Consider the following 14,138-nt stretch of genomic DNA (forward strand, 5'->3'; position numbering starts at 1 on the left):
GATCGGATGTCCGGGGACCCGCCACGGCACCGGGCTTGAGCGGGATCAGCCCCGGATCGGGTAGGACCGGTCGAGGGCGATGTTGAGCTTGAGGACGTTGACGCGCCGCTCGCCCATGAAGCCGAGGTCGCGGCCGTCGGTGTTGTCCTCGACCAGTCGCCTCACCTGGGCGGGGGTGACGCCGCGCGCCTTGGCGACGCGGTTCACCTGCAGCGAGGCGTAGGCGGGCGAGATGTGCGGGTCGAGGCCGCTGCCGCTCGCGGTGACCGCGTCGGCGGGGACGGCGGGCTTGGCGGGCGCGCCGCCCTTCACCGGCACGACCAGGCCCTTGGCGTAGTCCTCGCCGTACTTGGCCAGCTCGACGGGCACTCCCTTGTAGGCGGCGATGAACGGCGCCTTCACCACGCCCTGCTCCTCGTTGAGGCTGACCACCCGCGTGGGGTGCGGGACGGTGCCGTCGGCGGCGCGGTGACCGAACACCGCCAGGACGGCTCCGGCGCCGCCCGGCGTGCAGAACGGCCGCGCGCCGCTGACGCCTTCGAGGTCGCCGACGGCCTTGCTGCGGGCGCAGACCTGGGTGAGCAGGCTCTGCTTGGCGTTCTCGTCCTCCTTGCCGGCCGCGATCAGCTTGGGGTCGGGCAGCGTGTCGACGACGTCCTCGGGTCCGAGGTTGCTCGCGGACGTGGCGGTCGGGTCGTAGCCGTCGCCGGCGTTGGACGGGCGGCTCTGGAAGTACTGCTTGAGCGGCTCGCCGCCGGAGCCGGTGAACGACTGGCCGATGAGCGCGCTGCCGACCGTCCGGCCGTGCAGGGAGACGTAGGAGCCGTCGGCGTGGTGCTTCAGGCCGGGGATCTGGGCGACGGCGAACACGGCCAGTGGGTAGGCGACACCGAGCAGGACGGTCAGCACGAGCAGGGCGCGCAGGGCGGCCAGGTGCTGCCGGATCCAGGTGGGATAACGCATGTCAGGACATCCCCGGAAGGAATCGGATGAGAAGGTCGATGATCTTGATGCCGACGAACGGTGCGACGATGCCGCCGAGCCCGTAGACGTACAGGTTCCGCGACAGCAGCTGGGACGCGCTGCTGGGCCGGTACCGGACGCCGCGCAGCGCCAGCGGGATCAGCGCGATGATCACCAGCGCGTTGAACACGACGGCGGACAGGATCGCCGACTGCGGGCTGTGCAGCCGCATGACGTTGAGGGCGTCCAGCCCCGGGTAGAGGCCGGCGAACAGCGCCGGGATGATCGCGAAGTACTTGGCGATGTCGTTGGCGATGGAGAAGGTGGTGAGGGCGCCGCGGGTGATGAGCAGCTGCTTGCCGATCTCCACGATCTCGATGAGCTTGGTCGGGTCGGAGTCCAGGTCGACCATGTTCCCGGCCTCCTTGGCGGCCGAGGTGCCGGTGTTCATCGCCACCCCGACGTCGGCCTGCGCGAGCGCGGGCGCGTCGTTGGTGCCGTCGCCGGTCATCGCGACCAGCCGCCCGCCCTCCTGCTCGCGCTTGATGAGCGAGAGCTTGTCCTCGGGCTTGGCCTCGGCGAGGAAGTCGTCCACGCCGGCCTCGTCGGCGATGGCCTTGGCCGTCAGCGGGTTGTCGCCGGTGATCATGATGGTGCGGATGCCCATCCGGCGCATCTCGTCGAACCGCTCGCGCATCCCGGCCTTCACCACGTCCTTGAGGTGGATGACGCCCAGGACGCGCGCGTCGCGGTCAACGACCTCCCCGACGACCAGCGGGGTGCCGCCGGACGCGGAGATGCCGTCCACGATCTGGTGCAGGTCGGCCGGGACGTCGCCGCCCTGCTCGCGGACCCACTCGCCGACCGCGGCGGCGGCGCCCTTGCGCAGCATCCGGTCGGGCATGCCGTTGCCGGACTCGTGCAGGTCGACGCCGCTCATCCGCGTCTGGGCGGAGAAGGGCACCCAGGTGGCGTGGGACAGCTCTCCGGGCGTGCGTTCCCGCAGGCCGTGACGCTGCTTGGCCAGCACCACCACCGAGCGCCCCTCCGGGGTCTCGTCGGCCAGGCTGGACAGCTGGGCGGCGTCGGCCAGCTCGTCGGCGTCGACGTCGCGCAGCGGCAGGAACTCGGCGGCCTGCCGGTTCCCCAGGGTGATCGTGCCGGTCTTGTCCAGCAGCAGCGTGTTCACGTCGCCCGCCGCCTCGACGGCGCGTCCGGACATGGCGAGGACGTTGCGCTGGACGAGCCGGTCCATGCCCGCGATGCCGATCGCCGACAGCAGCGCGCCGATCGTGGTGGGGATCAGGCAGACCAGCAGCGACACCAGCACGATCCCGGTGACGCCGTGCGCGTCGAGCGCCAGGCTGTCGCCGACGCCCGGGTTGACGGACTTGGAGAAGATCGCCAGCGGCTGCAGCGTGGCGACGGCCAGCAGGAAGATGATGGTCAGCGCGGCGAGCAGGATGTTGAGGGCGATCTCGTTCGGCGTCTTCTGCCGGCTCGATCCCTCCACCAGCGCGATCATGCGGTCGATGAACGACTCGCCGGGGCGCTGGGTGATCTTGACGATGATGCGGTCCGACAGCACCTTGGTCCCGCCGGTCACCGCGGACCGGTCGCCGCCGGACTCGCGGATGACCGGCGCCGACTCGCCGGTGATCGCCGACTCGTCCACGCTGGCGATGCCCTCGACGACGTCCCCGTCACCGGGGATGATCTCGCCGGCCTCGACGACGACGTGGTCGCCCTGCCGCAGGTCGGGGGCGCCGACCTGCTCCTCGCGCAGGTCCGTCCGGTCCCGGGCCCAGCCGGTCAGGCGGCGCGCCACCGCGTCGGTCTTGGCGCGGCGCAGCGCGTCCGCCTGCGCCTTGCCCCGGCCCTCGGCGACCGCCTCCGCCAGGTTCGCGAAGACGACGGTGAGCCAGAGCCACACCGCGATCAGCCAGGCGAACACGCTCGGGTTCGCGGCGGCGAGGACCGTGGTCCACAGCGCGCCGATCTCCACGATGAACATCACCGGGTTGCGCCACAGGGTGCGCGGGTCGAGCTTGCGCATCGCGTCCGGGAGGGACTTCACCATCTGCTTCGGGTCGAGCAGGCCGCCCTGGATCCTGCCCCCGCCGCGGTGTTCCGGCGGTCGCGGCGCCGAACCCGACGCCTGAACGGTCTGAGTGGTCATGAGTGGATTCCTTCGGCCAACGGCCCCAGCGCCAGCGCGGGGAGGAAGGTGAGCGCGACGAGGACGACGGTGACGCCGACGACGAGGCCGACGAACTGCGGCCGGTGCGTGGGCAGCGTGCCGTCCGACTCCGGGGCCTGCCCCTGCCGGGCCAGCGATCCCGCCAGCGCCAGGACGAAGATCATCGGCAGGAAGCGCCCGAGGGCCATGCACAGGCCGAGCGCGGTGTCGTAGAACACGGTGTTGACCGTGAGCCCGGCGAACGCCGAGCCGTTGTTGTTGGACGCCGAGGTGAACGCGTACAGCACCTCCGACAGCCCGTGCGCGCCGTGGTTCAGCATCCCGTCCCGGCCGCTGCGGGTCGCCATCCCCACGCCCGTGCCGACCAGCACCAGGATCGGCGTGATCAGGAAGTACATCGAGGCGAGCTTGATCTCGCGGGAGCCGATCTTCTTGCCCAGGTACTCGGGCGTGCGGCCGACCATGAGGCCCGCCACGAACACCGTGATGACGGCGAGGATCAGCATCCCGTACAGGCCCGAGCCCGTCCCGCCCGGCGCGACCTCGCCGAGCATCATGTTGAACATCGTCATCATGCCGCCGAGGCTGGTGTAGGAGTCGTGGAAGGAGTCCACGGCGCCCGTCGAGGTCAGCGTGGTCGCGGCGGCGAACGTCCCGGAGTTCGACACCCCGAACCGGGCCTCCACACCCTCCGTGGCCCCGCCGACCGCGGTCGGCACCGTCCCGTGGTGCATGAGCTGGAACACCTGGACGAGCGCCACGCTGATGATCGCGAGGGTCGCCATCACCGAGACGATCGCGTAGCCCTGCCGGTCGCTGCCGACCATCCGGCCGAACGTGCGGCACAGCGCGAACGGGATGAGCAGGATCAGGAAGATCTCCAGCCAGTTCGTCCAGGGGGCGGCGTTCTCGAACGGGTGGGCGGAGTTCGCGTTGTAGAAGCCGCCGCCGTTGGTGCCCAGCTCCTTGATGACCTCCTGGCTCGCGACCGGCCCGCCGGTGATCGCCTGGTGCCCTCCGGCCAGCGTGTTCACCACGTGGTCGTTGGCGTCCCCGAAGTTCTGCACGAGCCCGCCCGCGATGAGGACGAGGGCCCCGACGAACGCGATCGGCAGCAGGATCCGCAGGCTGCCGCGCACCAGGTCGACCCAGAAGTTCCCGAGCCGGTCGGTCCGCTTGCGGGCGAAGCCCCGCACGAGCGCGATGGCGACGGCCATGCCGACGGCGGCGGACACGAAGTTCTGCACCGCCAGACCCGCCATCTGCACCAGGTGGCCCATCGTCGACTCGCCCGAGTACGACTGCCAGTTGGTGTTGGTGACGAAGCTGACCGCGGTGTTCCACGCCTGGTCCGCCTTGACCGGCGGGAAGCCGAGGCTCAGCAGCAGGTGGTTCTGGAGCCGCTGCAGCCCGTACAGGAACAGGATGCTGAGCACCGAGAACGCCAGCACGCTGCGCGCGTAGACGGGCCAGGTCTGCTCGGCGTCCGGTCTCGCTCCGATCAGCCGGTAGATCGCCCGCTCGACGCGCGTGTGCCTGGTACCGCTGTAGACGCGGCACATGTAGTCGCCCAGTGGCCGGTACACCACCGCAAGGGCGAGCACGAGGGATCCGATGAAGATGATCCCCGCGAGGGTCGTACTCATCTAGAAGCGCTCCGGGTACAAGAGTGCGGCGATAAGGAAGATGGTCAGGATCGCGGCGAGTACGAGACCGACCGCGTTCTCGACGGTCACAGCTTCTCCACGCCCCTCACCACTAGCCCGAGCAGGACGAACACGCCCACGGTCAGCAGAACGAACACCACGTCGCTCATAGTCGTTTTCCTTGTCGAATGTCATCGCGGCCGGAACGCCCTTGACGGCGGGCCGTCCGCCGATCGCGCTGGTAAGGGATCGCGTGGGGGACCTTCGCGGAACGGGGCGGCAGACCGTCCGCGCCCGTGTCCGCGTGTTCCGCCGGCCACTCCTCGGGCGGCGCCGGCCAGCCGGACGCCTCCCGCTCGGGGACGGCCCGGCGCATCCGCGCGCCCGCCGCACCCGCGGCGGCGCCCGCGCCGATCAGGACCACGGCCCGGGCGGCGTCCGACGGCCCGCTGACCACCAGGTCACCGGACCCGGCGACGTCGAATCCCGTCACCAGCGCCCAGGCCGCCGTCCCAAGCAGGGCGCCCGCGAAGGGCGGCGCGGCCAGCGACCAGCCCGCCACGGACATCCCGGTGACCGCGAACCCCACCGGCCAGGGGGCGTCCTTGAGCACGACCGTGATCACGAACGCGCACAGCACACCCCCTCCCAGCGGCCACGCGGCCGCTTCCAGGCGCTCCATCGCGGCCTCCCAGCGCATCTCACGCCCCGGCTCCTTCCAGGGCACAATGGAGTAAAGCGCCGTTTTGGGGAGAGTTGACCGACCTTGACGCGTTTTTAGCGGCGCCGGCCGCAGTATTAACGCGTTCCTAACGCCGGGCCCCTCCCGCAGTGGCGCAGGTCACCCACAGCCATGGCGAGCGCACTTCACAGGGACTCGCAAAAGCGGCCTAAACCACTCTCCCGCCGCATTGACGCGCTTTTAGCGCGGTCGATTATCAGCGGTCGCGAAAGCGGTTTCGCGGGTTGCGAAAGGGGGCCGGAGGCCGATGACCGCCGTCAGCGGCCGCCCCTCACGGCCTGCCCCGGGCGGTGGCCTGTGGCGCGGGGACCGCGGCATACGCTGGGATCATCATGAGGACGCCGAAGGACGGCGCGCTGAGCCGCCGCAGGCTGGTCGCCGGATGGGTCCTGGCACTCGCCGGGCCGCCGCTGCTGACCCTGCTGCTCCTGCCGTGGCGCGGCGACCTGGGCCTCGCGTCCGAGCTGCTGGTGTTCCTGACCTTCACCGTCCTCGTCGCGCTCGTCGGCGGGCTCGGCCCGGCGCTGTTCACCGCCATCGCCGGGAACCTCCTGACGAACTGGTTCTTCACCCCGCCCTACTACACGCTCACCATCGCCGATTTCGAGCACGTCCTGGCGCTGGTGCTGTCGGTGGTGGTCGCGGCCGCGGTGTCGCTGGTGGTCGACCTCGCGGAGCGGCGGCGCCGCTGGGCCGTCCAGGCCGGGAGCGAGTCGGTGACGCTGAGCCGGCTGTCCACCACGGTGCTGCTCGGCGAGGACACCCTGCCCGACCTGCTGCGGCAGGCCCGGGAGACGTTCGCGCTGACATCGGTGACCATGCTGGAGCGGACGCGGCACGGCTGGGACGTCATCGGGTCGTCCGGCGACGGGTACTGCACGGACCCGCACCAGGCGGACATGCGGGTGGAGGTGACCGGCGACCTGCTGCTGGCGCTGCGCGGCCGGGTGCTGCCCGAGGCGGACCGGCGGGTGCTGTCCGCGTTCGCGCACCAGGCGGCGGCCGCCGTGGAGCGGCAGCGGCTGCAGGCCGAGGCGACCCGCGCCAGGGAGCTCACCGAGATCGACAAGGTGCGGACGGCGCTGCTCGCCGCCGTCTCCCATGACCTGCGCACCCCCCTCGCGTCGGTGAAGGCGAGCGTGAGCAGCCTGCGCCAGGACGACGTGGAATGGGATCCCGAGGACCGGGCGGAACTGCTCGCCACGATCGAGGAGTCCGCCGACCGGCTGAACCGGCTGATCGCCAACCTGCTCGACATGACCCGGCTGGAGACGGGCGCGGTCGCGCCGCTCACGCGTCCGGTGGCGGTGGACGAGATCGTGCCGTTCGCGCTCGCCGCGGTGCCGGAGGCCCGGATCGAGGTGGACGTTCCCGAGACGCTGCCACCGGTGCTCGTCGACCCCGGGCTGCTGGAGCGCGCGCTCGCGAACGTGGTGGAGAACGCCGTCCGGCACGGCACCGGCCCCGTGCAGGTCGTCGCGAGTGAACTACGCTTCGGCCGTGCGGAGGGGCGGATCGAGATCCAGGTGGTGGACGACGGGCCCGGCGTGCCGGACCACGACAAGGACCGCATCTTCGGGTCCTTCCAGCGGCTCGGGGACGCGCCGAAGGGCGCCGGCGTGGGGCTGGGCCTCGCGGTCGCCCGCGGGTTCACCGAGGCGATGGGCGGGACGCTCGTCGCGCGTGACACCCCGGGCGGCGGGCTGACCATGGTGTTCGCTCTGCCGATCGCGCAGGACCCACCGGTGGCGGAGGACCGATGACCCTGGTGCTCGTGGTGGAGGACGAACCGCAGATGGTCCGCACGCTGCGGATCAACCTGAAGGTGCGCGGCTACGAGGTGCAGGCCGCGCCGGACGGCCGGACCGCGCTCGACCTCGCCGCGCGGCGCCCCCCGGACGTGGTGATCCTCGACCTCGGCCTGCCCGACATGGACGGCACCGAGGTGATCCGCGGCCTGCGCGGCTGGCTGAGCGTCCCGATCATCGTGCTGTCGGCCCGGCACGGGTCGTCGGAGAAGGTCGCCGCGCTCGACGCGGGCGCCGACGACTACGTGACGAAGCCGTTCGGGATGGACGAGTTCCTGGCGCGGCTGAGGGCGGCGATCAGGCGGTCCGCGCCGGTGGAAGGCGGCAGCGCCGTGGTCGCCACCGACTCCTTCACCGTCGACCTCGCCGCGAAGCGCGTCACGCGGGAGGGCGCCGACGTCCGGCTGACCCCCACCGAATGGCACCTCCTGGAGCTGCTGGTGCGGCATTCGGGGCGGCTCGTGAGCCAGCGGCAGCTGCTGCGCGAGGTGTGGGGCCCGGCGTACGAGACGGAGACGCACTACCTGCGCGTCTACTTCGCCCAGCTCCGCCGCAAGCTGGAGCGCGACCCGTCCCGGCCCCGTCACCTGATCACCGAACCGGGCATGGGCTACCGCTTCGAGCCCTGACCGCGCGCTTCCGGCCCGGCGGCGAGCCGGGCGGGATCCCCGCCGAGCCGGGGGTGTTAAGAGCGCGTCAAGATCGACGCCGTCGCCGTCAAGAGCGCGTTAAGGAATCTGTCGACACGGCCGGGCGGGGCGGTCGGATGGGACCGTGCGCAATGTCCTGACCCCCAAGCGCCTGCTGGTCGGCCGCCCCCTGCGGAGCGAGCAGATGGGCGAGACGCTGCTCCCCAAGAAGCTGGCGCTGCCGGTGTTCTGCAGCGACCCCCTGTCGTCCAACGCCTACGCGACCGAGGAGATCCTGCTCGGCCTGAGCCTGGGCGGGCTCGCGCTGTTCCACGTCGCCCCGTGGATCGCCCTCGCGGTGATCGTCCTGCTGACCGTGGTGGTGCTGTCGTACCGGCAGACCTGCCACGCCTACCCCAACGGCGGCGGCGCGTACGCGGTCAGCCGCGAGAACCTGGGCGTGAACGCGTCGCTGACCGCCGCGAGCGCCCTGCTGGTCGACTACGTGCTGACCGTCGCCGTGTCGGTCGCGGCGGGCGTGGCCAACATCGTCTCGGCCGTCCCGGCCCTGGCCCCCTACTCGGTGGTGCTCTGCCTTGGGCTGGTCGCCCTGCTGGCCCTCATGAACCTGCGCGGAGTCAAGGAGTCGGGGGCGGTGTTCGCCGTCCCCACCTACGGGTTCATCGCCGTCATCGGCATCGTGATCGTCTGGGGGCTGGTCCGGGCGCTGCTCGGCGACACCCCGCAGGCCGAATCGGCGCACTTCGGGATCGCGGCGCACCACCAGACCACCGGGCTGCTGGCCGTCGCCCTGATCCTGCGCGCCTTCTCCCAGGGGTGCACGGCGCTGACCGGCGTCGAGGCCGTCAGCAACGGGGTGCCCAACTTCAAGAAGCCCAAGAGCAGGAACGCCGCCGACACCCTGGCGATCATGGGCGGGCTCACCATCGCGATCTTCGCCGGGATCACCTGGCTGGCCCTGGCCTCGCACGTCCGGATCGCCGACAGCGTCTCCGCCCTCACCGGCGCCCCGTCCGGCTACGAGCAGAAGACGGTGATCACCCAGGTCGCCGCCGCGGTGTCCGGCTCCGGATCGTGGCTGTTCTACCTCGTGGCCGGATTCACCGCCGCGATCCTGGTCCTGGCGGCCAACACCGCCTACAACGGCTTCCCGATCCTCGCCTCGATCCTCGGCGAGGACGGCTTCCTGCCCAAGCAGTTCTCCCGGCGCGGCGACCGTCTCGTCTTCAGCAACGGCGTCGTCATCCTCGCCGTCCTCGCCGGCGGCCTCATCTGGATCTTCAACGCCAGCACCACCCGGCTCATCCAGCTCTACATCATCGGCGTCTTCGTCTCCTTCACGCTCAGCCAGGCCGGCATGGTCAAGCACTGGACGACCGCCCTGCGCGCCGCGCCGCCCGGCGCCCGCCACGCGCTGCACCGCGCCCGGGCGATCAACGCGGCCGGCACCGTCCTGACCGCGCTCGTCCTGGTCGTCGTGCTGATCACCAAGTTCACCCACGGCGCCTGGATCGTGGTCATCGCGATGCCGCTGGTGTTCCTGATGATGAAGGGCATCCACCGCCACTACGCGCGGGTCGCCGTCGAGCTGTCGGCCGGCGACGGCTCCCTCGCGCTGCCGAGCCGGATCCACGCCGTCGTCCTGGTCTCCAAGCTGCACGCCCCGACCCTCCAAGCGCTCGCCTTCGCCCGCGCGACCCGCCCGTTCGACCTGACGGCGGTGACCGTGTCGACGTCCGCCACCGACACCACCGCGCTCGAGGAGGAATGGGCCCGCCGCGACATCCCCGTCCCGCTCAGGGTCCTGGACTCCCCCTACCGCGACATCACCGGCCCCGTGCTGGACTACGTCGGCCGGATCCGCCGCAAGAGCCCCCGCGACGTCGTCTGCGTCTTCATCCCCGAGTACGTCGTCGGCCACTGGTGGGAGCACCTTCTCCACAACCAGAGCGCGCTGCGGCTGAAGGCGCGGCTGCTCTTCCGGTCCGGGGTCATGGTCACCAGCGTCCCGTGGCAGCTCGGCTCCGCCGAAGCCGCCTTCGCCCGCCGGACCGACGAGGCGGCGCTGTCCCCCCGCCACCAGGCCGCCCACTGATAGTCCGCTTCAAAGGGCACATCGGCCTCCAAGGGCACGTTCGATCGCGCCGCTGATCGACGTCATCGCCTCGACGATCCGCCGCCGGTCGCTCTCCGAGAACGCGCCCAGCCTGGCGCGCAGCACCTCCGCCATGCGGTCCTCGATGACCTCGAAGGCGGCGCGGCCGCGCCGGGTCAGCCGGACCGTCTGGAAGCGCCTGTTCTCCGGCGACCGGTCCCTGATGATCAGTCGGTCGGCCTGGAACCGCGCCAGGACGCGGCTGAGGTAGCCGGGATCCATGCCGGTCCGCCGGCGCAGCTCCATCACCTCGGTGACGTCCCGCTGCGCCAGCTCGACGATCACCCAGCCCTCGGTCACGGAGTACGGGGCGTTCTCCCAGCTGAGCCGCAGGCCGTCCACCAGGTACCGGTACATCCGGCCGAGCGCCCGCGCGTCGCCGACGAGATCGCCGTCACGCGGCCGCACGGCGGGCTCCGGCGCGATATTCATTGACCAAGTCAAACATATGTGCCCCCGCTCGTCTCCAGCCGGCGGTCCGGGCGCAGAGCGTGCCGCTCGGGCTCCGCGACGGGCAGGCAGTGCGGCCCCAGCCCGGCGGCGACCCGGCGAAGATGCTCGATCATGGCCGACGAGGAGGGCAGCCGGTACTCGCCGGCCGGCGTCGCGGCCGCCACGGTCCGGGTCAGCGACGGCTCGCTCAGCGGTCGCACCACCAGGCCGGACGGGGTCGCCGACAGCGTGAGCGACGGGGCGAGGGCGACGCCCAGGCCCGCCGCGACGAGACCTCGCACCGTCATCTGGTCGTCGGTGCGGAACGCGATCCGCGGCTCGAAACCCGCCTTCCGGCAGGCGCGCGGAAGGACGTCGATGGTCGAGCCGTGATGCACGCCCTGGATCCAGCGGTCCTCGGCGAGGTCGGTCAGCCGGAGCCGCTCGCGGTCCGCGAGCGGGTGGTCGAGCGGAAGCGCGACGTGGAGGGGGTCCACGAGAAGCGGGCTGAGCTCCACATTCGCCGGAACCTCCAGCGGCACTACGGGGAACTCGTAGACGAGGGCGAGGTCCAGCTCGTACATCGCGACCGCGGCCATCGCCTCGTCCCGGTCGATCTCCGTCAGGTCGACCTCCACATCGGGGAGCCGCTGCTGGAACGCGCTCACCGCCCGGGGCATCAGGGTGGCGTTCGCCGTGGTGAACGACCCGAGCCGCAGCCGGCCGCCGGAACCGTGCGCGACGGCGGCCAGGGACGTCTCGGCCGCGCGCAGCTCGGCGAGGACCACCTCGGCGTGCCTCACCAGCACCCGTCCCGCCTCGGTCAGCCGCACGCCTCGCGCATGGCGCACGAGCAGCTGCGCCCCCGCTTCCCGTTCGAGCACGGCGATCTGCTGGGAAACGGCGGAGATGGTGAAGGAGAGGGCCTCCGCGGCGCGGGTCAAAGAGCCGTGCCGCGCCACCTCCCGGAGCACACGCAGCCGCGTCACGTCGAGCATGGCGCAATGCTAGAACGAGGGTTCGGGACTCCCCCGGCTCCCGGGGAAAGGCCCCTCCCGAGCCGGACGGCGGGCCGGGTGAGACCACGCCGACCGCGATGAGGACCCGCTTGCCGCGTCATCGTTCGCCTCCTGGAAAGGGACGCTCGGAAATTCGGCTTGTCAGCCCTGCTTTTCCCTCGTCACCCGGAGCACCGCTTTCCCCGCCAGGCGCCGGTCGCGCAATCGGTGCAGGGTCGCCCGGGCGTCGCGCCAATCGTCGACGGCCGCGATGTCCACTGCCAGCTCCCCCGTGGCGACCAGCCGGGCAAGGTAGGCGAGGTCATCCGCGGTGCGGGGGCCGTCCAGGTCGTTCAGCACGTAGAAGCCGCGCAGAGACGCTTCCTTCGGGTAGAAGTCGCTCACTGAGAACGACGTGGCGGCGCGCGAGGAATTGCCGAAAGAGACCACGGTGCCGTGCGGCGCGACGAGGCGGAGCGCCTCCCGCAGAGACTCACCGCCGCCGGTCTCCAAGACGAGGTCGAACCCCGCCTTCACCCCTTCGACGCCGACGACGACCTCGGCGGCGCCGAGCGCGGCGAGACCCTCGCCGCGCTCGGGCCGGCCGACCACCGCCGTCACCTCGGCCTCGAACCGCCGCGCCAGCTGGACGGCGAACCGCCCGACCCCGCCGGCCGCCCCCGTCACCAGAACGCTGGCCCCAGCCAGGTCACCTCCCATGCGCAACGTCCGCAGCGCGGTCAGCCCGGCGGTCGGCAGCGCCGCCGCCCGCTCGACCGTGAGTCCCTCCGGGACGGCGGCGAGCCGGGCCGCGGGGACCGCGACCCGCTCGGCCCAGCTGCCCCCGTCCGCGATGCCGAACACCCGCGTGCCCGGGACCGGGCGACCGGGGGCCGGGGCGGTGCCGGACGTCCCCTGATCCGCCACCACCCCGGCGAAGTCCCAGCCCGGCCGCCAACCCGCGGCCGCCGCCGTCAGACGGTGCAGTTCGCCCCGGTTGACCGAGACGGCCTGCACGTCCACCAGCACCTCGCCGGCGCCGGCGGACGGCTCGGGCACCCGGACCAGCTCCACCAGACCGTCGTCGCCCGTCGCGGACACGGCTCTCATGATCCGGCCGGCCAGCGCGGAGGCGCTTCGGGTGCCCGGTCCAGCCCTTCCCAGTCGCTCCGGACGGGCGAGAACGCCTCGACGACCACCGCGCCGTCGGCACCGGCGTGCACCTCGTGCGGCACGTCGGCGTGGATCCGCCACATGCCGCCGGGGCCGCACTCGCGCGTCTCCGGACCGATGGTGAACCGCAGGGAGCCCGCCAGGCAGAGCCCGACCTGCTCGTTCGGGTGCCGGTGCGCCGGCACCAGGCCGCCGGGCGGGATCTCCACGACCGCCAGCGTGATCAGCTCGCTCTCGACGACCCTGGCGACGACGTCCTCCCAGATGCGCAGCGGCCGGATCGAGTCCAGGTCGCTCAGGGCGCTCTCCGTCCCGGTCCCCGTCCGGGCCCGCCTGCTCGACTCGTTCACGCCTCCGCCTCCGTGCCGAATACGGGAGTGGTCCACTCGTGGTGCCGGTCGCCGCCCCGCCGGGCGATCGACGACAGTTCGCGCTGCAAGGCCAGCGTCGTCTCACCCGGCCTCCCGTCGCCCACCGGGCGCCCGTCCACCTCGATGATCGGCGCGACCATGGCGGCCGTGCCGCACAGCAGCGCCTCGTCGCAGGCGTACAGCTCCGAGCGGTGGACACGGCGCTGGACGACGGTGACGCCGAAGTCCTCGGAGAGCAGCCCGGTCACCTGGCGGCGGGTGATCCCCTCGAGGATGTCGTCGGTCGCGGCGGGCGTGGCCCACTCGTCCCCGCGGCGCACCAGGACGTTCGACGTCGTCGCTTCGGCCACATGGCCGTCGGTGGTCAGCAGCAGGGCCTCGTCGAACCCGCGCTGGACCGCCTCCGTCTTGGCCAGCGCGGGGCCGACATAGCTCCCGATCACCTTGGCGCGGTTGGGCACGGCGACGTCGGTGCCGCGCCGCCAGGTGCTCACCATGCACCGGATGCCCCGCGGGTCGATGTAGTCGCCGGGCATCGGGGTGGCCGGGATGCACAGCCGGCTGCCCGAATCGTGCATCCGGACGGCGAGCTGCTCACCGGCCAGGAACAGCAGCGGGCGGACGTAGCTGTCGGCGCGCACGCCGTTCCGGCGCAGCAGTTCGCAGGTCACCGCCACCAGATCCGCGGGCGCGTACGGCAGCCGGAGGCCGAGGATCCGCGCGGAACGCTCCAGCCGCTCGTAGTGCGCCGGCGCCTCCAGCAGAAAGAGGTCTCCCCGCTCCTGGTTCCACGTGGCCCGGATCCCCTCGAAGGTCCCCGTTCCGTACGAGACGACGTTCGCGAGAACACTCAGCCGCGCCTCATCCGACGAAACGAATTCGCCATCGACGAAGACCACGTCGTAAGGCATGCCGAAAACGGCGGGATCTCGCGGCCCTACTTCTGCCTGTAGACTCACTGCACTGACCTCCCCTTCACCGAGGAACGCCTGTCAGCAGC

The 14,138-nt window shown here is 71.8% G+C and carries 13 protein-coding genes; 3 read left to right on the top strand and 10 right to left on the bottom strand.

Annotation, left to right across the window (positions count from 1 at the left end; translation table 11 throughout):
• Window positions 1-45: 45 nt before the first annotated feature.
• The 5 genes from ABT299_RS00250 to ABT299_RS00270 form a co-directional block, all read right to left on the bottom strand.
• Complete coding sequence (locus tag ABT299_RS00250) at window positions 46-963, bottom strand: potassium-transporting ATPase subunit C (protein ID WP_500249231.1); 918 nt, start codon at window positions 961-963, stop codon at window positions 46-48.
• 1 nt (window position 964) lies between these two features.
• Window positions 965-3,142 carry a potassium-transporting ATPase subunit KdpB gene (gene kdpB / locus ABT299_RS00255; RefSeq protein WP_500249232.1) on the bottom strand — a complete coding sequence of 726 codons (2,178 nt, stop codon included), beginning with the start codon at window positions 3,140-3,142 and terminating at the stop codon, window positions 965-967.
• Window positions 3,139-4,809 carry a potassium-transporting ATPase subunit KdpA gene (kdpA, locus tag ABT299_RS00260; protein ID WP_500249233.1) on the bottom strand — a complete coding sequence of 557 codons (1,671 nt, stop codon included), beginning with the start codon at window positions 4,807-4,809 and terminating at the stop codon, window positions 3,139-3,141. The genes kdpB and kdpA overlap by 4 nt, the downstream gene beginning before the upstream one ends.
• Window positions 4,810-4,899: a K(+)-transporting ATPase subunit F gene (gene kdpF, locus ABT299_RS00265; protein ID WP_190851987.1), complete on the bottom strand. Its 90-nt coding sequence runs from the start codon at window positions 4,897-4,899 to the stop codon at window positions 4,810-4,812.
• Between the two features lie 76 nt (window positions 4,900-4,975).
• Complete coding sequence (locus ABT299_RS00270; RefSeq protein WP_500249234.1) at window positions 4,976-5,491, bottom strand: hypothetical protein; 516 nt, start codon at window positions 5,489-5,491, stop codon at window positions 4,976-4,978.
• 392 nt (window positions 5,492-5,883) lie between these two features.
• Here ABT299_RS00270 and ABT299_RS00275 point away from each other — a divergent pair, with 392 nt between their 5' ends.
• The 3 genes from ABT299_RS00275 to ABT299_RS00285 all read left to right on the top strand — a co-directional run bounded on the left by ABT299_RS00275 (window position 5,884) and on the right by ABT299_RS00285 (window position 10,104).
• Window positions 5,884-7,314 carry a sensor histidine kinase gene (locus tag ABT299_RS00275; RefSeq protein ID WP_387020444.1) on the top strand — a complete coding sequence of 477 codons (1,431 nt, stop codon included), beginning with the start codon at window positions 5,884-5,886 and terminating at the stop codon, window positions 7,312-7,314.
• Window positions 7,311-7,988 carry a response regulator gene (locus ABT299_RS00280; protein WP_190851980.1) on the top strand — a complete coding sequence of 226 codons (678 nt, stop codon included), beginning with the start codon at window positions 7,311-7,313 and terminating at the stop codon, window positions 7,986-7,988. Before ABT299_RS00275 ends, ABT299_RS00280 begins: the two co-directional genes overlap by 4 nt.
• Before the next feature lie 145 nt (window positions 7,989-8,133).
• Window positions 8,134-10,104 (top strand): APC family permease, encoded by a 1,971-nt coding sequence (locus ABT299_RS00285; protein ID WP_500249235.1) that lies wholly within the window; start codon window positions 8,134-8,136, stop codon window positions 10,102-10,104.
• 9 nt (window positions 10,105-10,113) lie between these two features.
• Here the strand turns inward: ABT299_RS00285 and ABT299_RS00290 are convergent, their stop codons facing one another.
• The 5 genes from ABT299_RS00290 to ABT299_RS00310 all read right to left on the bottom strand — a co-directional run bounded on the left by ABT299_RS00290 (window position 10,114) and on the right by ABT299_RS00310 (window position 14,049).
• Window positions 10,114-10,596 (bottom strand): MarR family winged helix-turn-helix transcriptional regulator, encoded by a 483-nt coding sequence (locus ABT299_RS00290; RefSeq protein WP_500249236.1) that lies wholly within the window; start codon window positions 10,594-10,596, stop codon window positions 10,114-10,116.
• A gap of 8 nt (window positions 10,597-10,604) precedes the next feature.
• Complete coding sequence (locus tag ABT299_RS00295; protein WP_500249237.1) at window positions 10,605-11,594, bottom strand: LysR family transcriptional regulator; 990 nt, start codon at window positions 11,592-11,594, stop codon at window positions 10,605-10,607.
• Between the two features lie 162 nt (window positions 11,595-11,756).
• Entirely contained in the window at window positions 11,757-12,695 is a 939-nt protein-coding gene (locus ABT299_RS00300) for a zinc-binding dehydrogenase (protein ID WP_500249238.1), read from the bottom strand.
• A 5-nt stretch (window positions 12,696-12,700) separates the two neighbouring features.
• Window positions 12,701-13,117 carry a cupin domain-containing protein gene (locus ABT299_RS00305; RefSeq protein WP_500249239.1) on the bottom strand — a complete coding sequence of 139 codons (417 nt, stop codon included), beginning with the start codon at window positions 13,115-13,117 and terminating at the stop codon, window positions 12,701-12,703.
• Window positions 13,114-14,049, bottom strand: a complete 936-nt coding sequence (locus ABT299_RS00310) for a branched-chain amino acid transaminase (protein ID WP_433136938.1) — start codon at window positions 14,047-14,049, stop codon at window positions 13,114-13,116. The genes ABT299_RS00305 and ABT299_RS00310 overlap by 4 nt, the downstream gene beginning before the upstream one ends.
• Between the last annotated feature and the right edge of the window lie 89 nt (window positions 14,050-14,138).

Origin of the sequence: Spirillospora sp. NPDC000708 (genome assembly GCF_040299565.1) — a bacterium.
In the GTDB taxonomy this organism is placed as follows: domain Bacteria; phylum Actinomycetota; class Actinomycetes; order Streptosporangiales; family Streptosporangiaceae; genus Spirillospora.